This is a genomic window from Klebsiella planticola ATCC 33531, assembly GCF_000735435.1.
Lineage (GTDB): Bacteria > Pseudomonadota > Gammaproteobacteria > Enterobacterales > Enterobacteriaceae > Klebsiella > Klebsiella planticola.
In genome coordinates, this window is record NZ_JMPP01000033.1 from 54100 (window position 1) to 78185 (window position 24086).

Annotated in this window: 25 protein-coding genes; 16 read left to right on the forward strand and 9 right to left on the reverse strand. The window is 57.8% G+C overall.

Going from position 1 to position 24086, the window contains the following annotated elements; genetic code table 11:
- Positions 1-121: 121 nt before the first annotated feature.
- Positions 122-370 (forward strand): GlsB/YeaQ/YmgE family stress response membrane protein, encoded by a 249-nt coding sequence (locus GRPL_RS10850; RefSeq protein WP_004863295.1) that lies wholly within the window; start codon positions 122-124, stop codon positions 368-370.
- A 162-nt stretch (positions 371-532) separates the two neighbouring features.
- Here GRPL_RS10850 and GRPL_RS10845 read toward each other — a convergent pair whose 3' ends face one another.
- Positions 533-850, reverse strand: a complete 318-nt coding sequence (locus tag GRPL_RS10845; protein WP_032687146.1) for a hypothetical protein — start codon at positions 848-850, stop codon at positions 533-535.
- Positions 851-1617: 767 nt separating this feature from the next.
- Between GRPL_RS10845 and sufA the strand changes: the two genes are divergently transcribed.
- The 7 genes from sufA to ldtE all read left to right on the forward strand — a co-directional run bounded on the left by sufA (position 1618) and on the right by ldtE (position 8253).
- Entirely contained in the window at positions 1618-1995 is a 378-nt protein-coding gene (gene sufA / locus GRPL_RS10840; protein ID WP_032687147.1) for a Fe-S cluster assembly scaffold SufA, read from the forward strand.
- A gap of 2 nt (positions 1996-1997) precedes the next feature.
- Entirely contained in the window at positions 1998-3485 is a 1488-nt protein-coding gene (gene sufB / locus GRPL_RS10835) for a Fe-S cluster assembly protein SufB (protein ID WP_015584111.1), read from the forward strand.
- A gap of 31 nt (positions 3486-3516) precedes the next feature.
- Positions 3517-4263, forward strand: a complete 747-nt coding sequence (sufC, locus tag GRPL_RS10830; RefSeq protein WP_032697372.1) for a Fe-S cluster assembly ATPase SufC — start codon at positions 3517-3519, stop codon at positions 4261-4263.
- Positions 4238-5512, forward strand: coding sequence for a Fe-S cluster assembly protein SufD (sufD, locus tag GRPL_RS10825; protein WP_032699524.1), 1275 nt, complete (start codon positions 4238-4240; stop codon positions 5510-5512). Before sufC ends, sufD begins: the two co-directional genes overlap by 26 nt.
- Positions 5509-6729 (forward strand): cysteine desulfurase SufS, encoded by a 1221-nt coding sequence (gene sufS / locus GRPL_RS10820; protein WP_032687151.1) that lies wholly within the window; start codon positions 5509-5511, stop codon positions 6727-6729. Before sufD ends, sufS begins: the two co-directional genes overlap by 4 nt.
- Before the next feature lie 11 nt (positions 6730-6740).
- Entirely contained in the window at positions 6741-7157 is a 417-nt protein-coding gene (gene sufE, locus GRPL_RS10815) for a cysteine desulfuration protein SufE (protein ID WP_032687152.1), read from the forward strand.
- A gap of 97 nt (positions 7158-7254) precedes the next feature.
- The gene (gene ldtE / locus GRPL_RS10810; RefSeq protein ID WP_032687153.1) at positions 7255-8253 is read left to right on the forward strand and encodes a L,D-transpeptidase LdtE; all 999 of its coding nucleotides are present in this window, start codon (positions 7255-7257) and stop codon (positions 8251-8253) included.
- Between the two features lie 71 nt (positions 8254-8324).
- Here ldtE and lpp read toward each other — a convergent pair whose 3' ends face one another.
- From lpp to ynhH, 3 genes are all read right to left on the reverse strand, one after another.
- On the reverse strand, positions 8325-8561 hold the full coding sequence (gene lpp, locus GRPL_RS10805; protein ID WP_001082307.1) for a murein lipoprotein Lpp: 237 nt from the start codon (positions 8559-8561) through the stop codon (positions 8325-8327).
- A gap of 310 nt (positions 8562-8871) precedes the next feature.
- A complete protein-coding gene (pykF, locus tag GRPL_RS10800; protein WP_015584114.1) occupies positions 8872-10284 on the reverse strand; it encodes a pyruvate kinase PykF in 1413 nt (470 codons plus the stop codon).
- 7 nt (positions 10285-10291) lie between these two features.
- On the reverse strand, positions 10292-10567 hold the full coding sequence (ynhH, locus tag GRPL_RS28585) for a protein YnhH (RefSeq protein ID WP_421082474.1): 276 nt from the start codon (positions 10565-10567) through the stop codon (positions 10292-10294).
- A 222-nt stretch (positions 10568-10789) separates the two neighbouring features.
- Here ynhH and fumD point away from each other — a divergent pair, with 222 nt between their 5' ends.
- The gene (gene fumD / locus GRPL_RS10795) at positions 10790-11005 is read left to right on the forward strand and encodes a fumarate hydratase FumD (protein ID WP_032687154.1); all 216 of its coding nucleotides are present in this window, start codon (positions 10790-10792) and stop codon (positions 11003-11005) included.
- Positions 11006-11032: 27 nt separating this feature from the next.
- Here fumD and GRPL_RS10790 read toward each other — a convergent pair whose 3' ends face one another.
- Positions 11033-11671, reverse strand: a complete 639-nt coding sequence (locus tag GRPL_RS10790) for a TetR/AcrR family transcriptional regulator (RefSeq protein ID WP_032687155.1) — start codon at positions 11669-11671, stop codon at positions 11033-11035.
- A gap of 126 nt (positions 11672-11797) precedes the next feature.
- On the opposite strand from GRPL_RS10790, the gene GRPL_RS10785 reads away from it, so the two are divergent.
- The 4 genes from GRPL_RS10785 (at position 11798) to GRPL_RS10770 (ending at position 16701) form a co-directional block, all read left to right on the forward strand.
- The gene (locus GRPL_RS10785) at positions 11798-13651 is read left to right on the forward strand and encodes a bifunctional sugar phosphate isomerase/epimerase/4-hydroxyphenylpyruvate dioxygenase family protein (protein WP_032699527.1); all 1854 of its coding nucleotides are present in this window, start codon (positions 11798-11800) and stop codon (positions 13649-13651) included.
- Between the two features lie 82 nt (positions 13652-13733).
- Positions 13734-15056: an MFS transporter gene (locus tag GRPL_RS10780; RefSeq protein WP_032699529.1), complete on the forward strand. Its 1323-nt coding sequence runs from the start codon at positions 13734-13736 to the stop codon at positions 15054-15056.
- An 11-nt stretch (positions 15057-15067) separates the two neighbouring features.
- Positions 15068-15904 carry a shikimate dehydrogenase family protein gene (locus GRPL_RS10775; RefSeq protein ID WP_032699532.1) on the forward strand — a complete coding sequence of 279 codons (837 nt, stop codon included), beginning with the start codon at positions 15068-15070 and terminating at the stop codon, positions 15902-15904.
- A 59-nt stretch (positions 15905-15963) separates the two neighbouring features.
- Positions 15964-16701, forward strand: coding sequence for a substrate-binding domain-containing protein (locus GRPL_RS10770; RefSeq protein WP_032699535.1), 738 nt, complete (start codon positions 15964-15966; stop codon positions 16699-16701).
- Here GRPL_RS10770 and GRPL_RS10765 read toward each other — a convergent pair.
- The 4 genes from GRPL_RS10765 to GRPL_RS10750 all read right to left on the reverse strand — a co-directional run bounded on the left by GRPL_RS10765 (position 16688) and on the right by GRPL_RS10750 (position 20397).
- Positions 16688-17437, reverse strand: a complete 750-nt coding sequence (locus GRPL_RS10765) for an ABC transporter ATP-binding protein (RefSeq protein ID WP_032699538.1) — start codon at positions 17435-17437, stop codon at positions 16688-16690. The genes GRPL_RS10770 and GRPL_RS10765 overlap by 14 nt on opposite strands.
- The gene (locus GRPL_RS10760; RefSeq protein WP_032687161.1) at positions 17437-18441 is read right to left on the reverse strand and encodes a FecCD family ABC transporter permease; all 1005 of its coding nucleotides are present in this window, start codon (positions 18439-18441) and stop codon (positions 17437-17439) included. The genes GRPL_RS10765 and GRPL_RS10760 overlap by 1 nt, the downstream gene beginning before the upstream one ends.
- Positions 18431-19492, reverse strand: coding sequence for an ABC transporter substrate-binding protein (locus GRPL_RS10755; RefSeq protein WP_032699541.1), 1062 nt, complete (start codon positions 19490-19492; stop codon positions 18431-18433). Before GRPL_RS10755 ends, GRPL_RS10760 begins: the two co-directional genes overlap by 11 nt.
- 98 nt (positions 19493-19590) lie before the next feature.
- Positions 19591-20397 (reverse strand): DNA-binding transcriptional regulator, encoded by an 807-nt coding sequence (locus GRPL_RS10750; RefSeq protein ID WP_032699615.1) that lies wholly within the window; start codon positions 20395-20397, stop codon positions 19591-19593.
- A 188-nt stretch (positions 20398-20585) separates the two neighbouring features.
- On the opposite strand from GRPL_RS10750, the gene GRPL_RS10745 reads away from it, so the two are divergent.
- The 3 genes from GRPL_RS10745 to mhpC are packed head-to-tail and all read left to right on the forward strand — an operon-like array spanning position 20586 to position 24080.
- Positions 20586-22250 carry a bifunctional 3-(3-hydroxy-phenyl)propionate/3-hydroxycinnamic acid hydroxylase gene (locus GRPL_RS10745; RefSeq protein WP_032699543.1) on the forward strand — a complete coding sequence of 555 codons (1665 nt, stop codon included), beginning with the start codon at positions 20586-20588 and terminating at the stop codon, positions 22248-22250.
- Position 22251: 1 nt separating this feature from the next.
- Positions 22252-23196, forward strand: coding sequence for a 2,3-dihydroxyphenylpropionate/2,3-dihydroxicinnamic acid 1,2-dioxygenase (gene mhpB, locus GRPL_RS10740; protein WP_032699546.1), 945 nt, complete (start codon positions 22252-22254; stop codon positions 23194-23196).
- A 17-nt stretch (positions 23197-23213) separates the two neighbouring features.
- Positions 23214-24080, forward strand: a complete 867-nt coding sequence (mhpC, locus tag GRPL_RS10735; protein WP_032699549.1) for a 2-hydroxy-6-oxonona-2,4-dienedioate hydrolase — start codon at positions 23214-23216, stop codon at positions 24078-24080.
- Positions 24081-24086: the final 6 nt, after the last annotated feature.

Below are 24086 nucleotides of genomic sequence, written 5' to 3' on the forward strand. Positions count from 1 at the left end.
CATCGCGGCTTATACAGCAAGTCATCGGCGCTAAAAATATAATTCATGAATTATTCACGCTACTTATGCTACTATTTTAAGTACGAAATATTTGTGCGTAACGAAGAGGACGGAGTTAACTATGGGTATCATTTCCTGGATCATTTTTGGTCTTATTGCCGGTATTTTGGCTAAGTGGATTATGCCAGGCAAAGACGGCGGCGGGTTTATCGTCACTATCGTTCTGGGGGTCATTGGTGCGGTTGTCGGTGGTTGGATCAGTACGTTTTTTGGCTTCGGCAAGGTTGATGGCTTTAATTTCGGCAGCTTTGTCGTGGCGGTAATCGGTGCATTAGTCGTGCTGTTTATCTACAGAAAGATTAAGAGTTAATATACCGTCATCATACCTGTATCCTCATCGCCGTGGGTGATGAGGATATAGACATTGAGCACTAAAGCAGACGCAAAATAAAAGCTGCCACGTTAACTGGCAGCTTTTTTTATGAGGCTGGCATCAGCCGCTCAAGGCTACCGGTATATGGCCCGGGATAACTCAGGGCATATCGGGAGCGGGAACAACTTCCACGCGCACTTCATAATGTTTAGCGCTACCTGTCGGGATCAGCGCGGTCAGTTTATTAATGGTCTCAGCCGGGTTATCGGTGGCAACCGTTGCAGAGAATAATACCGGTTTTCTCGGCGGGAATGGCGGCAGAGGCATAGGCATTGGACCACGCCCTTGCGGCATCTCCATCACCGGCTGTCCGGCATTATTACCGGCGGGAGCAGGGCCGTCATTTTTATCTGCCGCAAATGCGCTGGCCGCGACAATTGACGCGGTGGCTAACAGAGCAATGATTGTTCCTTTCATCTTCGTTACCTCGTTGGAATGTGGCTGGAATCTTAGAGGCAACGTCATTGACGAACAATCCCACGGCGGGCAAATCCTCCAAAACTCCTCATTTCATAACGAATGTGAAGCTCCGGCGTGGGAAGCAGGGTTTGTGGCTGGCTTAGTTCAGCAGTACGCTCATAACCAGCAGTACCACCATGCACATCGACATAATACTGATATCTATCATCCGGTACGGACAAACTCCAGGTAAGCAGTGCCTCCGACACAGGGTCGAAAACTGTAGGAAATTTAGCCGGGAATTGTACATCAATTTACCAGTAGAGAAAAAACCTTTATTCCTGGTTTTTGTCCGAATTTAACATGATAACCGCTTCGCTTTACCGGATAACAAATAGCCATCCAGAAGGATAGTTATAGATAATGCTAAAGGGGTAGATCGGATAGCGCCTTGCCATCAAACGGTACAAACAACAAGCTATTGATTTGACAGTAAGTGCTACTGATGCTGAATGGACTATTTTCGATTTCAAAAATAGGTATTTCCGATGCACCTTTCCCATTGCCCGTCACACCCGGATAAAACGCTAAATAACTTATTATTTATCAATATATTAAATTACAAAATAGTCACCTGATAACCTGCAGGTGAGGGTCTATGCTTATAAAAAGCGAGATAAAAGGGTTCGCATGGGGAATATCCCTTCTCCGGCTGGGTTGAAGTGATAATCGTTATCATTAACATGGTCGTATGCCCTTATGGCGCTAACCAATGAGGTAGAGCGATGGAATTAGATACAGGAACCTTCAATCCCGATGAATTTAGCTGGCAGGGTCTGATGATGACCCCCGCGGCAGCCGCCCATATTCGCGACCTGGTGAGTCAACAGCCCGACAAACAGGGGTTGCGTCTGGGGATTAAAACCAGCGGCTGCGCCGGTTTTGGTTACGTACTCGAGCTGATTGCCGAACCGGCAGAAGACGACCTGCTGTTTGAGCGCGACGGGGCGAAACTCTGGGCGCCGCTGCAGGCGATGCCGTTTATCGACGGGACGGAGCTGGATTATGTTCGGGAAGGATTAAATGAAATCTTTAAGTTTCATAACCCGAAAGCGCAGCACGAATGCGGCTGCGGCGAAAGCTTTGGGGTTCAGGCGGAGTAACTATGTCTCGTAATACTGAAGCAACTGACGATGTCAAAACCTGGTCCGACGGGCCGCTCAATTATAAAGAAGGCTTTTTTACCCGCTTAAAGACCGATGAGCTGGCGAAAGGCATCAACGAAGAGGTGGTGCGCGCCATTTCCGCCCGCCGCAACGAGCCCGAGTGGATGCTCGAGTTCCGGCTAAAGGCGTATCACGCCTGGCTGGAGATGGAAGAACCGCACTGGTTGAAAGCGCACTATGAAAAGCTCAACTACCAGGATTACAGCTATTACTCGGCGCCGTCCTGCGGTAACTGCGATGACACCTGCGCCTCTGAGCCAGGCGCGGTGCAGCAAACCGGCCCCGGCGCCTACCTGACTCAGGAAGTCGAAGAGGCTTTCAACCTGCTGGGCGTACCGGTACGCGAAGGGCGCGAAGTCGCGGTTGACGCGATTTTTGACTCCGTTTCGGTAGCGACAACCTACCGGGAAAAACTGGCGGAGCAGGGGATTATCTTCTGTTCGTTTGGTGAAGCGATCCACGACCACCCGGAGCTGGTGAAGCAATATCTCGGCACCGTGGTGCCGGGGAATGACAACTTTTTTGCCGCCCTGAATGCGGCGGTGGCCTCTGACGGCACCTTTATCTACGTACCAAAAGGGGTGCGCTGCCCGATGGAGCTGTCGACCTATTTCCGCATTAATGCGGAAAAAACCGGCCAGTTCGAACGCACCATTCTGGTGGCCGATGAAGGCAGCTACGTCAGCTATATCGAAGGGTGTTCCGCCCCGGTGCGCGACAGCTACCAGCTGCATGCGGCGGTGGTCGAGGTGATTATTCACAAAGATGCCGAGGTGAAATATTCCACGGTGCAGAACTGGTTCCCCGGAGATAACAACACCGGCGGGATTTTGAACTTCGTCACCAAACGCGCGCTGTGCGAAGGCGAAAACAGCAAGATGTCCTGGACGCAGTCAGAAACGGGGTCGGCCATCACCTGGAAGTATCCGAGCTGCATTCTGCGCGGCGATAACTCCATCGGCGAATTTTTCTCCGTGGCGCTGACCAGCGGGCACCAGCAGGCAGACACCGGCACCAAGATGATCCACATCGGCAAAAACACCCGCTCGACGATTATCTCGAAAGGGATTTCCGCCGGCAAAAGCCAGAACAGCTACCGTGGGCTGGTCAAAATTATGCCGACGGCCACTAACGCGCGTAACTTCACCCAATGTGACTCGATGCTGATTGGACCGGACTGCGGGGCGCATACATTCCCGTACGTGGAGTGTCGCAACGACAGCGCGCAGCTGGAGCACGAAGCCACCACCTCGCGGATCGGCGAAGACCAGTTGTTCTACTGCCTGCAGCGCGGCATCAGCGAAGATAATGCCATCTCGATGATCGTCAACGGCTTCTGTAAAGATGTCTTCTCAGAGCTACCGCTGGAGTTTGCCGTCGAAGCGCAAAAACTGCTGGCTATCAGTCTGGAACACAGCGTCGGCTAAGCACCAGGCTTTACGAATTAAGGGAAATGAGATGTTAAGTATCAAAAACTTGCAGGTCGCCGTTGAAGACAAAGAGATCCTGCGCGGATTGAATCTGGAAATCCGCCCTGGCGAAGTGCACGCCATTATGGGGCCGAACGGCTCCGGCAAAAGCACCCTTTCTGCGACGCTCGCCGGGCGTGAGGACTATGAGGTCGTCGGCGGTAGCGTGGAGTTCAAAGGCAAAGATTTGCTCAGCCTGGCGCCGGAAGACCGCGCCGGTGAAGGCATTTTTATGGCCTTCCAGTACCCGGTGGAGATTCCCGGCGTCAGCAATCAGTTCTTCCTGCAGACTGCGCTTAACTCGGTGCGCGACTATCGCGGCCAGGAAGAGTTAGACCGTTTCGACTTCCAGGATCTGATGGAAGAGAAAATCAAGCTGCTGAAGATGCCGGGAGATTTGCTGACCCGTTCGGTCAACGTGGGCTTCTCCGGCGGTGAAAAGAAGCGCAACGATATCCTGCAAATGGCCGTGCTGGAGCCGGACCTGTGCATCCTTGATGAATCGGATTCAGGGCTGGATATTGACGCCCTGAAGATCGTCTCTGACGGCGTCAATGCGCTGCGCGATGGCAAGCGCGCATTTATTATCGTCACCCACTACCAGCGTATTCTCGACTATATCAAGCCTGATTACGTCCACGTGCTCTATCAGGGGCGAATCGTCAAATCCGGCGATTTTACCCTGGTCAAACAACTGGAGGAGCAGGGCTATGGCTGGCTTACCGAACAGCAGTAACGCGCTGCAGCAGTGGCATCATCTGTTTGAGGCGCAGGGCGAGCGGCGAACGCCCGAAGCCCGCCAGCATCTCCAACAGGTACTGCGCCTCGGTCTGCCGACGCGCAAACATGAAGACTGGAAATATACGCCGCTGGATACGCTAACCAAAGGCACGTTTGTCGCGCTTGAGCCGGGTACCTTAACGGCGACAGAGCGGGATCAACGGGCGCTGTCGGTGGACGCCTGGCGGCTGGTCTTCATCGACGGGCAGTTCAGCGAGACGTTAAGCGACAATCTGGCCGACAGCGGCTACGACGTCAGCGTGACGGCCGATCGTCAGGGGTTGCCTGACGCGGTGCAGCCAGAAGTGTTCCTGCATCTCACAGAGAGCCTGGCTCAGACGGTGACGCGAATCCGCGTAACACGCCATCAGCGGCCCACTAAGCCGCTGCTGCTCATGCATGTGACGCGTGGAGGAACGGGCGACGACGTGAATACCGCGCACTATCGCCATCATCTTGAGCTGGAGAGCGGCGCCGAAGCCACGATTATCGAGCACTATCTGAGCCTGGATGAACAGCGCCACTTTACCGGCGCGCGTCTGACGATGTCGGTGGCGGATAATGCCCATCTGCAGCATATCAAACTGGCGTTTGAAAATGCGCAGAGCAACCACTTTGCCCACAACGATCTCGCGCTGGGCCGCGACGCTTCGGTCTTCAGCAGCAGCTTTCTGCTTGGCGGCGCGGTGCTGCGCCACCACACCAGCACCCAACTGCTGGGAGAGAACAGCACCCTGCGGATCAACTCCCTGGCGATGCCGGTCAACAATGAAGTCTGCGACAGCCGAACCTGGCTCGATCATCGCGTTGGCTACTGTAATAGCCGCCAGCTGCATAAGACCATCGTCAGCGATAAAGGGCGGGCGGTGTTTAACGGTCTGATTAATGTCGCGAAGCACGCGATTAAAACCGACGGTCAGATGACCAACAATAATTTGCTGCTCGGGCGCCTGGCTGAAGTGGACACCCGGCCGCAGCTGGAAATTTATGCCGACGACGTCAAGTGTAGCCACGGTGCTACCATCGGGCGCATCGACAACGAACAGCTGTTCTATCTCCGTTCGCGTGGCATTCCCCATCGGGCGGCGCAGCATATGATCCTGTACGCTTTCGCCGCCGAGCTGACGGAAGCGATTGGCGATGAGACGCTCAGGGCGCAGATTCTGGCGCGTATTGGCCAACGTCTACCGGGAGAAAAAGCATGACATTTTCTGTAGAACGGATACGCGCGGATTTTCCGTTGCTGAGCCGGGAGGTCAACGGTCAGCCGCTGGTCTACCTCGACAGCGCCGCCAGCGCGCAAAAACCAGAGGCGGTAATTCGCGCCGAGGCGGAGTTTTATCGCCACGGCTATGCCGCCGTCCATCGCGGTATCCATACGCTGAGCGCAGAGGCGACGGCGCGGATGGAACAGGTGCGTCAGCAGGCCGCGCGGTTCCTGAATGCCCGCTCAGCGGAAGAGCTGGTGTTCGTCCGGGGGACCACCGAAGGGATCAATCTGGTGGCCAACAGCTGGGGGAACGCCAACGTCGGCGCCGGCGATAACATCATCATCAGCGCCATGGAGCACCATGCGAACATCGTCCCCTGGCAGATGCTCTGCGCCCGGGTGGGCGCAGAGCTGCGGGTTATCCCGCTCACTCCGGACGGCACTCTGCAGCTGGATGCCATTCCGCCGCTGTTTGATGAGCGAACCCGCCTGCTGGCCATCACCCAGGTTTCCAACGTACTGGGGACGGAGAACCCGCTGGCGGCCTTGATTCCGCTAGCCCGCCAGCATGGGGCGAAAGTGCTGGTGGACGGGGCGCAGGCGGTGATGCACCACGCGGTGGATGTGCAGGCGCTGGACTGCGATTTTTATGTTTTCTCCGCCCATAAGCTGTACGGCCCGACCGGAATTGGCATTCTGTATGCCAAAGAGGCGCTGCTGCAGGAGATGCCGCCGTGGGAGGGGGGCGGGTCAATGATTGCCACCGTCAGTCTGACCGAAGGGACGACCTGGGCGAAAGCGCCGTGGCGCTTCGAAGCGGGTACGCCCAATACCGGCGGGATTATCGGCTTTGGCGCCGCGCTGGAGTATGTCAGCGCGCTGGGGCTGGCGCACATTGGCGAATATGAACAGACGCTGATGCGCTACGCCTTGCAGGCGCTGAAGGCGGTGCCTGATTTAACCCTGTATGGCCCTGACGAGCGACTGGGGGTGATAGCCTTTAACCTTGGCGCTCATCATGCCTATGACGTGGGCAGCTTCCTGGATAATTACGGCATTGCCATACGCACCGGTCACCATTGTGCGATGCCGCTGATGGCGTTTTACAACGTACCGGCCATGTGTCGGGCTTCGTTGGCGATGTACAATACCACGGAAGAGGTGGATCGCCTGGTCGCAGGACTGCAGCGCATCCACACGCTATTGGGCTAAAGGAAGCAATCATGGCGGCATTACCGGATAAAGACAAACTGCTGCGCAACTTTAGTCGTTGCGCGAACTGGGAAGAGAAGTATCTCTATATTATCGAACTCGGCCAGCGGCTGGCGCCGCTGAGCGCCGAAGAGCATACCGCGCAAAATATCATTCAGGGCTGCCAGAGCCAGGTGTGGATCGTGGTAGAACAAGGGGAAGCCGGAGGGCTATCGCTGCGCGGCGATAGCGATGCGGCGATCGTCAAAGGGCTGATTGCCGTGGTCTTTATCCTCTACGACCAGATGACGGCCAAGGATATCACCGACTTTGACGTGCGGCCGTGGTTTGAAAAAATGGCGCTGACCCAGCATCTTACCCCTTCGCGATCTCAGGGCCTGGAAGCCATGATTCGCGCAATTCGCGCGAAAGCCGCAAATCTTAGCTAGAATAAACAGGTAGATTTCATTCTGTTAGGTCAGGCCGGGGAGATCCCGGCCCGACGGCAGATCCTGGCGTTTTATCAGCGAAAGAAGGAATCTCAGTATGAAACGCGCATCTCTTATCACCGTAGCCCTTCTGACCGCCCTCAGCGTCTCACACGGCGCCTGGGCGGTAGATTATCCACTTCCCCCGGCTAACAGTCGGCTCATTGGCCAGAATCAATGGTGGACGGTACAGGAAGGGGATCGCAATCTGCAGGCGATTGCCCGCCATTTCGACACGGCGGCGATGCTGATTCTCGAAGCGAACGACACTCTTGCGCCGGTGGAACCGAAACCCGGGACTCAGGTATTAATTCCTTCGCAGATGCTGCTGCCGGATGTGCCCCGGGAAGGTATCGTCGTGAACCTGGCGGAACTGCGGCTGTACTACTTCCCGCCGGGACAGAACCAGGTTCAGGTTTATCCGCTGGGTATTGGTCAGCAAGGGCTGGAGACGCCGGAGATGACCACGCGCGTCGGGCAGAAGATCCCCAATCCGACCTGGACGCCGACGGCGGGCATCCGCGCGCGTTCGCTGGAGAAAGGCATCAAGTTGCCGCCCGTGGTGCCGGCCGGGCCGAATAACCCGTTAGGGCGCTATGCGCTGCGCCTGGCGTACGGCAACGGCGAGTATCTTATCCACGGTACCAGCGCACCGGATAGCGTTGGCCTGCGGGTCAGCTCGGGCTGTATGCGCATGAACGCCGCGGACATCCAGGCGCTGTTTAGTCAGGTAAAAACGGGGACGCCGGTTCGCGTTATCAACCAGCCGGTGAAATTTGCGATTGAGCCGGACGGTAAACGCTATGTCGAAGTTCATCGGCCTCTGACGCAGGATGAAGCGGGCAACACCCGGACGATTCCGCACACGCTGCCAGCGGCCTTCCATCAGTTTGCCGGAGATAAGACCGTAGACGATGCGCAGCTTAAGAAAGCGCTGTCCCGACGCGCGGGTTATCCGGTGGTGGTCTCCACGGGCAATGAGGCGGCGAGCAGCGCAGCGATATCGACGATGTCGGTGCAGAATGGCACGATGGACGAAGCGAAAAGGGTGCAGTAGCGCGAGACGGAAGGGAACAGAGGACAAAAAAATGGCGCACAATGTGCGCCATTTTTATTACACAGGTACTATTACTTACGGTATTTAGTAGCCTGGTTGTCCAGACGCTGGTTAGCGCGTGCTGCGTCGTCTTTAGCAGCCTGGACGTCAGAACGCATTGCGTTCACGTCGTTGCTCAGCTGGTCAACTTTAGCGTTCAGAGTCTGAACGTCAGAAGACAGCTGATCGATTTTAGCATTGCTGGAGCAACCAGCCAGCAGAGTAGAACCCAGGATTACCGCGCCCAGTACCAGTTTAGTACGATTCATTATTAATACCCTCTAGATTGAGTTAATCTCCATGTAGCGTTACAAGTATTACACAAACTTTTTTGGGATGAGAATATTTTTTTACGGTAATACGCTTATTTTTGATCGTTCGCTCAAAGAAACATCGAATTTGGCAGATTAGTTTAAAAATCTTTGTGAAAACAGCACGCTTCCATCGGATTCATCTTAGATAATCTCTTATTAAATAGTAAATTCCGATTTGCATTTTTATTAAGAGTAGCTAGTGATTGAATAAAAAAAAAGCGCCTGCGAAGAGGCGCCTTTAAAAAACGAATTAACCTGTAAATTATTACAGCACGTGCACGGAGGCTGTATTGGTGGTTCCGCTCGGGACCAGGGCGCCAGAGACCATGACAACCACGTCGCCTTTACGCGCCAGGCCGCTCTGCAGCGCCAGTTCTTTACCCAGGATGTAGAAATCATCGGTAGAGGAGAGCTGGTCAACCAGCTGCGGCACCACGCCTTTGGTCAGCACCAGCTGACGGGCAGTGGTTTCGTTGGTGGTCAGCGCCAGGATGGTGGCGTCCGGGAAGTATTTACGCACGGCGCGCGCAGATTTACCGCCCTGGGTCGCGACAACAATCAGCGGAGCTTCCAGTTTTTCTGCGGTTTCTACCGCACCACGGCACACGGCTTCGGTGATGCGCAGTTTGCGGTTGTCGTTGTTGAATTCCAGACGGCTGGTCATCACGCGATCGGTACGCTCGCAGATGGTGGCCATGATGGTGACCGCTTCCAGCGGGTATTTCCCTTTGGCGGATTCGCCAGACAGCATTACCGCATCGGTACCGTCGAGGATGGCGTTCGCCACGTCGCCGGCTTCAGCGCGGGTCGGACGCGGGTTTTTGATCATCGAATCCAGCATCTGCGTTGCGGTGATAACCACTTTACGCGCGCGGATACATTTTTCGATAATCATCTTCTGGGCGAAGATAACTTCTTCAACCGGGATTTCAACGCCCATGTCGCCACGAGCAACCATGATGCCGTCAGACGCTTCGAGAATCTCGTCGAAGTTGTTCAGGCCTTCCTGGTTTTCAATTTTGGATATGATCTGGATGTTTTCGCCGCCGTGAGCTTTCAGGTGCTCGCGGATTTCGACGACGTCAGAACGCTTACGGATAAAGGAAGCAGCAACGAAATCAACGCCTTGTTCGCAACCGAAGATCAGGTCCTGCTTATCTTTTTCAGCCAGCGCCGGCAGGGCAATAGAAACGCCCGGCAGGTTTACGCCTTTGTTTTCGCCGAGGTCGCCGTTGTTCAGCACTTTACAGATGACGTTCTTACCTTCAATGGCAGTCACTTCCATGCCGATCAGACCATCGTCGACCAGAACGGTGTTACCGACGGACAGGTCGGTAGTGAAACCTTCATAGGTCACGGCGACGATTTCGTTGTTGCCAACGACGGATTTATCGGTAGTGAAGGTGAATGTCTGACCTGCTTTCAGGGAGACGTCATTGCCGCCTTCCAGCTTGATGGTACGAATTTCCGGGCCTTTGGTGTCCAGCAGGATAGCCGCTGTCTTACCGGTTTTGCTCAGCACGTTACGCAGGTTCTTGATGCGTTGACCGTGTTCAGCATAGTCACCGTGAGAGAAGTTCAGACGCATGACGTTCATGCCCGCGTCCAGCATTTTGGACAGCATCTCTTCGGATTCGGTTTTCGGACCGATGGTGCAAACAATTTTGGTCTTTTTCATGAAAGTTTTAGTCTTTAAGTTGTGAAGGATATGGAAATCTCGCTCCGTTGGCGCGCGGCCGTGGAGTCAAACCTGTATTGCGAAAGTTGCTATGCCACGCTCTAAGGATAGGTGACAACAAAAGAGCGTGCAGAAGAAAGTATGCTGGCGGTTCAGCCCATGAAAAGAGGCAGTATTTTATGCGTTTAGTTGTGCAGTCCAATGTGCTGAAACCATTCAAGAAAGAATCGGTGTGCATTATACGACGCTGGAACAAAAAAAGAAAATGAAAACGACGTTTCATTCTTTCCCATAAAAATGTAACAAAACTCAAACTAATCTAAATCTTCTTCGCAACACATTTTTTCACCAGCCGACAAAAATCAACGCCGCTGTTGCGCGAATTTTCTCGCGGTTAGCTACTGGAAATGGCGCACTGGTGCAAAAATAGTTCGCTGGTTTGATTTATCACGAAAACATATCAATAATAATTTGATTGATAATGATAATTTGTGAGTCGAAAAGAATGGGAAATAAAGCCAGAGACGACGAGTTGTACCAGGAAATGTGCCGGGTGGTGGGGAAAGTGGTGCTTGAAATGCGCGATCTCGGCCAGCAGCCAAAACATATCGTGATCGCCGGGGTGGTACGTACCTCGCTGGCCAATCCGAAAATCGCCCGTTCTGAACTGACCAAAGAAGCGATGGCGAAGGTGATCCACGCCTTATCCGGGCACGATTAACCTTCCCGGCGCGCGGATTGCACAGGCTCAGGAAATCACAAAACGCACGACCGCTTTCACCGCAATATCGCAGTGGTGGGCGACCATCTCTTCATCGTCGATAGCCGGCAGCGGGTCGTCGAGGAAGAGACTGTTGAAGGTGTAAAAGTTCGACACCTGATAAAAGCTAAAGCTGCTGATCAGACGATGAACATCCCGCGCCTGCAGACCCTCCTGAAAAATTCCCTGCTGCTGCCCGCGCTGCAGAATATCCTCCAGAATCGACAGGGCGGTTCGATTCAGCGGCTTCAGCTGACCTGACGACTGTAACCACTTACCGCGCTGCATATTCTCCATACAAATCACCCGCATAAAGTCCGCATGGGTGGCGTGATAACGCACGCTCCAGCGCACCAGCTGCACCAGCGCTTCGACCGGCGGAAGCTGTTCCAGCCCGAGCTGCTGTTCCGTCTCGCGAATGCGCGCATAGACATGCTGCAGTACCTCCTGGTACAGCTGCTCCTTGGTTTTGAAGTAGTAAACCACCATGCGTTTGGTTGTCTGCGCCTCGGTGGCAATTTGTTCCATGCGCGCCCCGGACAGCCCGTGTTCGGCAAAGACGACGATTGCGGCGGTGAAAATCCGCTCCTTCAGGGACTGTGCTTCATCATGAGCCACGACAGACATAACCACTCCTTTTTTCTGAGAGACAAAAAATACACATAATGATCACAAATTAGCAACCTTGTATGGCGCAAATGAACCAAATGATACATATTCAGGACTCACGCCTGTTGATGACACGAGGACCTTATGCTGCGCTCTATTGCTACCGTTTCGATTTCCGGCACCTTGCCTGAAAAGCTCCATGCTATTGCGGCTGCGGGTTATCAAGGCGTCGAAATCTTTGAAAACGATCTGCTGTATTATACCGGCACGCCGGCGGATATTCGCAATCTGGCGGCCGATTTAGGGCTAAAAATCACGCTTTTTCAACCCTTTCGCGATTTTGAAGGCGCCAGTCGCAGCCAGTTTGCGGCGAATATGGAGCGGGCGAAGCGCAAATTCGCCCTGATGCATGAGCTGGGCTGCGACACATTGCTCCTGTGCAGCAATGTGCAGCCGGAGTGTTCCGCCGATGTTGCGCTGCAGGTGGCAGATCTCGCCGCGCTGGCGGCGCTGGCGGAGCAGGAAAAGATCGTCATCGGCTACGAAGCGCTGGCCTGGGGAACGCACGTCAACCGCTGGTATCAGGCCTGGGAACGGGTGAAAAGCGTCAACAGCCCGGCGCTCGGTATCGTCCTCGATAGCTTTCATATCCTCGCCCGCGGCGATACGCTGCAGCGGTTGCCTGAAGTCCCGGTGGACAAAATTACCTTTCTGCAGCTGGCCGATGCGCCGCTGATGAAGATGGATGTTCTGGAGTGGAGCCGCCATTTCCGCTGCTTCCCAGGGCAGGGACAGCTGCCGCTGGTGGACTTTGCCCGCGATCTGACCCGCTGCGGCTATCGCGGCCCGTGGTCGCTGGAAATTTTCAATGACGGCTTCCGCGCTTCGCCGAACGGCGCAACGGCGAAAGATGGCTACCGCTCGCTGCAATGGCTGGAAGAGCAGACCTACCGGCAGCTGGACAACAGCGATGCATCGCTGTTTCACGCCGCGACAGCGCCAGACTATCTCGGTCTGGAATTTATCGAATTTGCCGCCAGCCCAGCGGAAGCGCAGGCCCTCGGCCAGCGCCTGTCGCAGCTGGGGTTCTGTCAGGAAGGTCGCCACCGTTCGAAACAGGTGGTGCTGTGGCGCAACGGCGGCGCACGAGCGATTGTGAACTACCAACCGCACAGCTGGGCCGACCATTTTCACCAGCGCCACGGAGTCTCGCTGTGTGCGATGGCGCTGCGCGTCAGCCGCAGCGCGGCGATTGTTGAGCGCGCCCGCGCCTATGGCTACGCTACCTGGCAAGGCGATGCCGGGCCGAATGAAAGTCCGATTCCGGCGATTTGCGCCCCCGACGGCAGCCTGATCTATTTAATCGAAGCCGGTGACGATATCTACGCCCGTGATTTTCATCTGCACGACGCGCCAGCGCTGCGCGATGACTACAGCGGCATCGATCATCTGGCGCTGGGCATGGAGGCGGAAAGCCGCGATAACTGGATTATCTTTTTCCGCACCGTCTTCGGTTTCACTCTCGAACATGAACAGACGCTGCCGGATCCGTATGGTCTGGTGCGCAGTCTGGCGGTGCACAGCCCGCAGGGTAATATTCGCCTGGCCCTGAATATTTCTCAGAGCCGCGCCACCCAGATTGCCCGGTCGGTGGCCTGCTATCAGGGGGCGGGCTTGCAGCACGCGGCGTTTGCCTGCCGCCACCTGCCGGAGACCCTCGACGCTCTGCCGCAGGTCTCCCGTCAGGCGCTGCCGATTCCGGCTAATTACTATGATGACCTGCTGGCGCGCTATGGCGAGGCGGTGGACGTTGCGACCCTGCAACGTCTGCACATTCTCTATGACCGCGATCCGCGCGGCGGGGAGTTCCTCCACCTCTATACCCGGCCGTTCTCGGCAGGGCGCTTTTTCTTCGAATTGACCGAAAGACGCGATGGCTATGCCCTGTACGGTGCGGCAAATGCCGCCGTTCGTCTGTCGGCAATGCAATACAGTTAGTGATGTATCAAATGGTTCGTTGAGCACAGCATCGCCAATACAATAACAACATTCATCTGCACCCTATGACAGGAAAACGACTATGAACGCGTACAGCCAGAATCACACGGCAGCGGCGCAAGCCGCGACCGCCGTGCCGCGCTCCCGGCGGCGAATGGGGATCCTCACGCTGCTGGCTATCGGCACGATGATTAACTACCTCGATCGGACGGTGTTGGGCATCGCGGCCCCCAGTTTAACTTCCGAACTGGGGATTGATGCCGCGGTCATGGGGATCGTGTTTTCCGCCTTTGCCTGGACCTACGCGCTGGCGCAAATTCCCGGCGGCCTGTTCCTCGACCGTTTCGGCAATAAAGTGACTTATTTCCTGTCGCTGACGCTGTGGTCGCTGTTTACGTTGTTTCACGGCATGGCGATAGGGCTGAAAACCCTGCTGCTGTGCCGCTTTGGGCTGGGGGTCAGCGAGGCGCCCTGTTTCCCGGTGAACAGCCGGGTGGTCAGCGCGTGGTTCCCGCAGCAGGAGAGGGCCAAGGCAACGGCAGTCTATACCGTCGGGGAGTACCTCGGGCTGGCCTGCTTCTCACCGCTGCTGTTCTGGATTATGGGCAGTTTCGGCTGGCGGGCGCTGTTTATCAGCGTCGGCGCTGTCGGGGTGCTGTTTGCGCTGGTGTGGTGGCGCTGCTACCGCGAACCGCATGAAGACAAACGCCTCAGCCAGCAGGAGCGAGAGCATATTGTCAACGGCGGCGGTCTGGTGACGGCGAGCGACCAGCAGACGGCTTTCAGCTGGCCGCTGGTGCGTCAACTGCTGGGGAAACGGCAGATTCTGGGCGCCAGCATCGGCCAGTTTGCCGGCAATACGGTGCTGGTGTTTTTCCTCACCTGGTTCCCGACCTATCTGGCCACCGCGCGGCATATGCCGTGGTTGAAGGTGGGAATCTTCGCCATTCTGCCGTTCCTTGCCGCTGCCGGCGGCGTGATGTTCGGCGGCTGGATCTCCGACAAACTGCTGAAGGCCACCGGCTCGGCCAACCTCGCGCGTAAGCTGCCGATCGTTGCCGGTCTGCTGATGGCCAGCAGCATTATTTCCGCCAACTGGCTGAGCAGCGATCTGGCGGTGATTCTGGTGATGTCATTCGCCTTCTTTGGTCAGGGAATGGTCGGTCTGGGCTGGACGTTGATCTCCGATATCGCGCCGAAAGGGCTGGGCGGCCTGACCGGCGGCCTGTTTAACTTTTGCGCTAACTTCGCGGGAATCCTCACGCCGTTGGTGATTGGCTTTATCGTCGCCGCCTTCGGCGACTTCTTCTATGCGCTTATCTATATCGGCGGCGCCGCGCTGCTCGGCGTCGTGGCGTATCTGTTTATTCTGGGCGATGTCAAACGCATCGAGCTATCGCAGTAAAGGAGCTGGGGATGATAATTAGTGGTAATACGCAGCTGATCGCGCATCTGGGTTATCCGACCGGCGGTTTTAAGGCGCCGATGATCTACAACCCGTGGTTCGACCGACAGCAGGTGGATGTCAAGGTGGTGCCCACGGGCGTGAAGCCGGAGGCGCTGGCGACGGTGGTTCCGGCGCTGTTTACGCTGACCAATATTATCGGTGCGCTGGTCACGATGCCGCACAAAATTGCCACCTGCGGGCTGGTGCATCGCCTCAGCCCCACGGCGGCCATTGCCGGCGCCTGCAACGCCATTCGCCGCGAGGCCGACGGCACTCTGAGCGGCGATATGTTCGATGGCGACGGTTTCGTGCTCGGTATCCGGCGTAAAGGTTTTCAGCCTGAGGGGGCGCGGGCGCTGGTGGTCGGCTGCGGCGGCGTGGGATCGGCAATCGCCGCTTCGCTGGCAGCGGCGGGGGGGCGCGCTCTGACGCTCTACGATAGCCACGCCGATGCTGCGCATGCGCTGGCGGCCCGTCTGCTGCAACACTACCCGCTGCTGGATATCAGCCTGATGCAGCGTGACCCGCAGGGGCACGATCTGGTGGTAAACGCCACGCCGCTGGGAATGAAGGCGGGGGACCCGCTGCCGCTGGACCCGCAGCGGTTGACGCCCGGTACCTGGGTAGGGGAAGTGGTGATGACCCAGGCTTTTACGCCGCTGCTGCAGGCCGCTCAGGCGCGCGACTGCCCGGTTCAGCGCGGAACCGACATGTTGTTTGAAATGATCCCGGCCTATCTGCGTTTCTTCAACCTACCGGTAGCGACCCCGGAACAGCTGCGCGAACTGGCGGAAATTCGCTACTGAATCGCTGGCGGCCCGGTTAATATATCGCTCTGTTTCCGGGCGTTTAGCGAGCAATCACGATGACCAACGCAGTCGTTCTGCTGGCAGCGGGGAGCCTGAAAGGGGCTTTTATCCCGCTGCTGGCACGTTTCCATCAGCAAAGCGGTATTCTGGTCGAGGCCCATTTTGGTCCTGCCGGTTTACTGCGCGAGCGCATTGAAGGCGGGGCGGCGTGTTCGGTATTTGCCTCTGCCAACCGCCAGCATCCCCAGGCGCTGCGCCAGGCCGGCAGGGCGGGGGAATGTCATTCGTTTACCCGCAACCAGCTGATGCTGACCGCCCGTCGCACCGCCTCCGGCGAGAGAGACGACTGGCTGACGCTCCTGACTAACCCGCAGCTGCGTCTGGCTACATCGACGCCGGGCTGCGACCCGTCCGGCGACTATACCTGGCAGCTGTTTGAGCGCATTGAAGCCCGCTTCCCGGGCGCCGGTAGCGCGATGATGGCCCGCGCTCAGCAGCTGGTCGGTGGACGGCAGTCGCTCAGCGTCCCGCCGGGCGAAACGGCGGGAGCCTGGCTTATCCGCGAGGGGTTAACCGACCTGTTTATTGGCTATGCCCATTACGCCAGTCAAATGGCGATGGCTGACGATCTGCGGACGGTCGCGATCCCGGCGCCGTGGAATATCCAGGCCGATTATCAGCTGACGACGCTCGACGAGAGCGCCGGGGCGCAGCGTCTGTGCCGCTTTATTCTCGGCGCGGAAGGGCAGCAGTATCTGCAGGCCGCGGGTTTTTTACCGGCTAACGCCGAATAGTAAACTGCGGCGCCAGCAGCGGCGAGTCTGAGCCGGGGTACTCAATTTTACGTACCGCCAGGCCGTAGGTGCGTTGCAGATGCGGCTCGCTAAGCACTTCCCCGGAGCGTCCCGCCAGCCACTCGCCGTCCGGCAGTAGCAGCAGCGTATGGCTGGCGACCTGCAGGGCATGGGTGGGGTCGTGGGTGGTGAAGAGCACGGTGCGCGACTGGCGATGGGCCAGGTCGCTGATGAGCTGCAGCACCACCTGCTGGTTGGACAGGTCCAGCGCCGAGCAGGGCTCATCCAGAAGGATATTCTGGCTGGCACCCACCAGCGCGCGGGCAATCAGCACCAGCTGCTGCTGGCCGCCGGAGAGTGAGCGAAACGCGCGGTCCGCGAGGTCGGGGATGCCCAGCTGGCGTAAAGCCTCCTCAACCCGGCGTTCATCTTCAACGGCCGGTTGAGCAAACAGACTGACTTGCCGGGCGCGGCCCAGCAACACCACCTCCCGCACCAGCCAGTTGAACGCCGGACGGAACGATTGCGGCACAATCGCTATCCCACCTTCGCTGTGGAAACTCCCGCCAAGCGGCGGCAGCACGCCGGTGAGGGTGTCGAGCAGGGTACTTTTCCCGCGCCCGTTGGCGCCGAGCACCGCCCAGATTTCACCGGGCAGGCACTGCAGGTTGAGCGGCCGGAAGAGCGGCTGACGATGGCCGTAGCGCAGTTCCGCCAGGCGAAGCGACATGTTCATCAGACCATCCCCCGACGACGTGAGTGGATCAGCAGCCAGGTAAACAGCGGGGCGCCGAGCAACGCGGTAATGATCCCGACAGGGATCTCTGCCTGGGTCAGCGAGCGGGCCAGATCGTCGACCACGATCATGAATCCGCCGCCGAGCCAGAAGGCGGTGGGCAGCAGACGGCGATGGTCGGCGCCGACCAGCAGCCGTGCCAGATGCGGGATCACCAGCCCCACCCAGGCGATGCTGCCGCTGACCGCCACCTGTGCGGCCACCAGCACCGCGCAGCATAGCAGCACGCCGCGGCGCAGCGCGGTGACCGAAACGCCGAGACCGCGCGCGTCTTTCTCCTCCAGCGCCAGCAGGTTGATCCGCCAGCGCAGCGCGATCAGGATCGTGGCGCTGACGAGAATCGGTAGCGCCATGAGCGCCACTTTGTGCCAGCTGGCGGTGGCGAAGCTGCCCAGCAGCCAGAAGACAATATTCGGCAGCGTCTCTTCGGTGTCGGCCAGATATTGCATCAGGCTGACGAGCGCGGCGAAAAAACCGCTGAGAATAATCCCGGAAAGAATCAGCACCAGCGTATTTTCCCGCCCCTGCAGCGCGGCAATCAGGTACACCAGCATGAGGGCCAGCAGGCCGAAACCGAAGGTGGAGGTCATCATCAGCACGGTGTCCAGCCCCAGCAGGATAGCCAGCGTGCCGCCAAACGCGGAACCGGAGGTGACGCCAATGATATGGGGATCCACCAGCGGGTTCTGGAACACGCCCTGCAGCGTGGCGCCGCACAGACCGAGCGCGCCGCCGGCCAGCAGCGCCATGATGACGCGCGGCAGGCGCACCGACCAGACGATTTGCCCGGCCACGCCGTCAGCGGGCGACAGATGTCCCAGCTGGCTGAACACCTCGCTCAGGCTCAGGTGATACTGGCCGGCGCAGAGCGAGGCGACAGCAATCAACAAGGTTGCCAGCGCCAGCCCGCCTTGTAGCAGCGCCGGGTGACGATTACTGAGCATCCGGCGTCCACTTCACGCGATAAAATCGTTGGTAGTACTCCTGCGCTTTACCATCAACATCCACGCCGTTATAGCGGGAAGGATAGAGCTTTTTGGCCATCCACAGCTCGCCGAGGGCCAGCGCTTCCGGCATCGGGTAACCCCAGGCTTTGGCATACTCTGGCATCAGCCAGACGCGGTGATTTTTTACCGCGTCAATCCCTTGCCACTGCGGATCGGATTCGATCTGTTTGACCACCTGCGGATAGCGGTCCTGGACAAAGATCACCTGCGGATTCCACTGTAAAACCTGCTCCAGTGAGACCTGACGCGCGCCCTTGACCGTGGCCGCCGCGACGTTCAGCGCGCCGGCATGTTTCATCATCAGGCCGGTGTATTTGCCGGAGCCGTAGGTATTAAGGTCTGGATTGGCCATATAGACGCGCACCCGCTGGTCGTCGGGGATATCGGCGACCGGCGCGTTGGCCTCTTTACGCGCTGCAAAGGTGGTGCGAATGAGCGTTTCCGCCTGGTCTTTACGATCGACCACCGCGCCAATCAGGCGAATACCCTGCTTTAACCCTTCGTTATAGGCCTGCTCTTCGTCGGCCATCGACGGGTTCATCTTGTTTTTTTCACCCGCGGCGTCCTGGCGTAACGAGATAGCCACCACCGGGATCCCGGCGTTCTGAATCTGTTGAATCATCGCCTGCGGCGCATAGTTGGCGACAAACACCACCTGCGGATGCAGCGCCAGCAGGCTCTCGATATTGACCTGGGTTAAATCTCCCGGCGTCGGCAGCCGTTCAATCCCCGGCATAAAGCGGGTGAAAGCAGGGCCAAGCTGCTTTTTCCAGCTGCTCATCACGCCGACAATCTCGTCGGCGGCATTAAGCTGCACCAGTAGATTGAGGGTCTGATGCTGGAGAACGACGGCGCGGGTAATGTGGTCTGGAAGCGTCACTTCGCGGCCGAGCTGGTCGGTGACGGTACGGTCGGCAAAGGCATGACCGGCAAACAGGCAGGCGCTGAGCAGCGTCAGCCCCGGTAAGAAACGGGGTCGTTTTGACATGAGAGGACTCGGTTAGGTGAGAAGAATCGTCGTATATTAAAATATATAGCGTTGGCGGAAGCAATTCTAACCGGCCTGTCTACCCATTCAGGACAAGTTTACTCGTAAAAAACCTCTTCTTCGGTCATTCGCGACTCGATCTGGGCGGCCACTTTTTGCAACGGCGCCAGATATTTCTGCGCCGCTTGCTCAAGACTCATCGCTTTCGCCATATAAACCAGGTTCAGACAACCAATAACCCGCTGCTGGCTGCGGATCGGTACGGCGATGGAGGCGATTTTCTCCTCCTGCTGCCAGCCGCGAAAGTTTTCGCCGTAGCCCTGGCGTCGCGTGCGCTCAAGAATGGCCGCCAGCTTTTCCGGCTCCCGCGCCAGCTGATACTCCTCTTCCGGACGCGCCGCGAGGATCTCGATCATCGCCTGGCGCTCATGATCCGGGGCGAAGGCCAGCCAGGTGAGCCCCGAGGCGGTCAGCAGCAGCGGGAGCCGACGGCCGACCATCGCGCGATGAAACGACAGGCGGCTGAAGCGGTGCGTGGTTTCACGGACCACCATCGCGTCAACATCCAGCGTGGAGATATCCGTCGGCCACAGCACTTCGCGCAACAGCTCTCCCAGCAGCGGAGTGGCGAGGGCAGAAATCCAATGTTCGTCACGAAATCCTTCACTCAACTGACGGATTTTGAGGGTTAAACGAAAGCTGTCATCGGATCGACTGCGGCGAACGTAACCCTCCTCCTGCAATGTCTCCAGCAGCCGCCTGACGGTGGTGCGATGCAGACCGCTAAACTCAGCCAGCGTGCCGATCGTGGCCCCGCCATCGAATTTATTTAACAAATTAAGTAACAACAATCCCCGACTCAATCCGCGGACCGTTTTGTAATCCGCCTGCCTGTTTTCGCGCATGTTACCTCGATAAATATCCAGATAAACAACGATGTGCACCTGGTGCACATCCGGTGATGTTTTGATTGTAGCGCATCCGGCCGACCCTATACTGACCTCACTATAAAAATATATTCACATCTATTTAACAAAGTGCTGGGCGTCAGTTTGCGACGCCAGGTACCTTGTCTGAGTCGTGAGGTTCTGAAATGACAACATCGAATCCGGATATTCAACCCGCTGTACAGCACACCGCCCAGGTCGCTATCGCCGGCGCGGGGCCGGTCGGCCTGATGATGGCCAATTACCTTGGTCAGATGGGCGTCAGCGTAGTGGTTGTCGAAAAGCTCGACGCGCTGATTGATTACCCGCGCGCTATCGGCATCGACGATGAATCGCTGCGCGCGATGCAGGGCATCGGGCTGGTGGACAATGTTCTTCCGCATACCACGCCGTGGCACGCGATGCGTTTTCTGACGCCGAAAGGGCGCTGCTTTGCCGATATTCAGCCGATGACCGACGAGTTTGGCTGGTCGCGACGTAACGCGTTTATTCAGCCGCAGGTCGACGCGGTGCTGTATGACGGCCTCAGCCGTTTTTCCCATGTGCGCTGCCTGTTTTCCCGTGAAGTTGAAGCTTTTACTCAGGATAGTGACGGTGTCACCTTGAACGTAAAAGGCAGCGACGGCGAGCGGGAAACCGTTCGCGCCGACTGGCTGGTCGCCTGCGACGGGGGCGCCAGCTTCATTCGCCGCACGTTGAATATTCCCTTCGAAGGTCAAACCGCGCCGAATCAATGGATTGTTATCGATATCGCCAACGACCCGCTGGCGACGCCGCACGTCTATCTGTGCTGCGACCCGGTGCGTCCGTACGTCTCCGCTGCGTTGCCGCACGGCATAAGGCGTTTCGAATTTATGGTGATGCCCGGCGAAACCGAAGCCCAGCTCAGCGAGCCGCACAAGATGCGCCAGCTATTGAGCAAGGTGCTGCCGGACCCCGACCACGTCGAGCTGATTCGCCAGCGCGTCTACACCCATAACGCGCGCATCGCCGAACGCTTTCGCGTCGATCGCGTGCTGCTGGCGGGCGATGCCGCCCACATCATGCCGGTCTGGCAGGGACAGGGTTACAACAGCGGCATGCGCGATGCCTTCAACCTGGCCTGGAAATTGGCGCTGGTGGTGAATGGTAAAGCCGGAGAGGCGCTGCTGGACAGCTACCAACAAGAGCGGCGCGATCACGCCAAAGCGATGATCGATCTCTCGGTCACCGCCGGCAACGTGCTGGCGCCGGCGAAACGCTGGCATGGCACGGTGCGCGACGGGATTTCGTGGCTGCTGAACTATCTGCCGCCGGTCAAACGCTACTTCCTCGAGATGCGTTTCAAGCCGATGCCGCAGTATCGCGACGGCGCGCTGCTGGCGGAAGGCGAAGGCAAAACATCGCCGGCAGGCAAAATGTTTATCCAGCCGAAGGTCACGCTGGAAAACGGGCAGGTGACGCTGCTTGATGAGGTGATTGGCGCCAGATTCGCCATTATCGCCTGGGGCTGCAACCCGCAATGGGGGCTGAATGCCGGGCAGATAGCCCAGTGGCGCGCGGTCGGGGTGCGGTTTATTCAGGTGGTGCCGGAGGTACAGATTCATTGCGAACAGGACAACGTGCCCGGCGTTATCCGCGTCGGCGATACGCAAAACCGTCTGAAAAGCTGGTTCGCGCAGCACGATACCGCGATTGCCGTTGTGCGTCCGGATCGCTTCGTCGCCACCGTGGCCATCCCGCAAACCCTGAGCAAAAAGCTCGACGCGCTGGCCAGCAAGATGCAGCTGGCCTCCGCGCAGATGGCAACAACGATTGAACAGGTGGCTTGATATGAACGCTTATCTTCATTGCCTCTCGCATACGCCGTTGGTGGGCTACGTGGACCCGGAACAGGCGGTACTGGACGAAGTTAACGGCGCCATTGCCGACGCGCGGGCGCGGATTGCCGCCTTCGACCCGGAGCTGGTGGTGCTGTTTGCCCCCGATCACTACAACGGCTTTTTCTACGATGTGATGCCGCCGTTCTGTTTAGGCATCGGCGCGACCTCTATCGGTGATTTCAGCAGCGCCAGCGGCGTTCTGCCGGTGCCGACGGCGCTGGCGGAAGCCTGCGCCCACGCGGTGATGAAGGACGGGATCGATCTGGCGGTCTCTTACTGTATGCAGGTGGATCACGGCTTTGCGCAACCGCTGGAGTTCCTGCTTGGCGGCCTCGATACGCTGCCGGTTCTGCCGGTATTTATTAACGGCGTCGCAGCGCCGCTGCCGGGATTTCAGCGCACCCGCATGCTGGGCGAAGCCATCGGCCGCTTCCTGACCACCCTCAACAAACGGGTATTAATCCTCGGCTCCGGCGGACTGTCGCATCAGCCGCCGGTGCCGGAACTGGCGAAAGCCGATGCCCATATGCGCGACCGGCTGCTGGGCAGCGGCAAACAGCTGCCGCCGGACGAGCGGGAACTGCGCCAGCAGCGGGTCATTAGCGCGGCGAAACAGTTTATCGAGGACCAGAACTCGCTCTATCCGCTCAATCCCGTCTGGGACAACCGCTTTATGAGCCTGCTCGAGCAGGGACGGCTGACGGAGCTGGATGCGGTCAGTAACGAAGAGCTGTCGGCAATGGCCGGCAAATCGACGCACGAAATTAAGACCTGGGTGGCCGCCTTTGCCGCGCTATCCGCATTTGGCCGCTGGCGCTGCGAAGGCCGCTATTACCGACCCATCCCCGAGTGGATAGCCGGATTTGGCTCGCTGAGCGCCGCCGCGCAGAACTGAATTAACGGGAGAATATGATGAGCTACCAACCGCAAACTGAAGCCGACACCAGCCGATTCCTCAACGTAGAAGAGGGCGGAGAAACACTACGCATCCATTTTAATGATTGCGGCCAGGGGGATGAAACCGTGGTCCTGTTGCATGGTTCCGGCCCCGGCGCCACCGGCTGGGCGAACTTCAGCCGCAATATCGATCCGCTGGTCGAGGCCGGCTACCGGGTCATTCTGCTGGACTGTCCCGGCTGGGGAAAAAGCGACTCGATAGTCAATCGCGGTTCCCGTTCAGACCTGAACGCCCGGGTATTGAAAAACGTTATTGATCAGCTGGATATCAACAAAGTGCATCTGCTGGGCAACTCCATGGGCGGTCACAGCGCGGTGGCCTTCACTCTGAGCTGGCCGGAACGGGTGGGCAAGCTGGTGCTGATGGGCGGCGGAACCGGCGGCATGAGCCTGTTTACGCCGATGCCGACGGAAGGCATCAAGCTGCTGAACGGCCTGTATCGCGAACCGACCATCGAAAACCTGAAAAAGATGATGCATATCTTTGTCTTCGATACCCGCGATCTGACCGAGGCTCTGTTCGAAGCGCGCCTCAACAATATGCTGTCGCGCCGGGATCATCTGGATAATTTCGTCAAAAGTCTGGAAGCCAACCCGAAACAGTTCCCGGATTTTAGCCCGCGTCTCGGCGAAATCCGCGCCCAAACCCTGATCGTCTGGGGGCGCAACGACCGCTTTGTACCGATGGACGCCGGCCTGCGCCTGCTGGCCGGGATTAACGGTTCTGAACTGCATCTCTATCGTGACTGCGGCCATTGGGCGCAGTGGGAACATGCCGACAGTTTCAACCAGCTGGTGCTGGATTTTCTGGCGCGCAAATAAGGAACC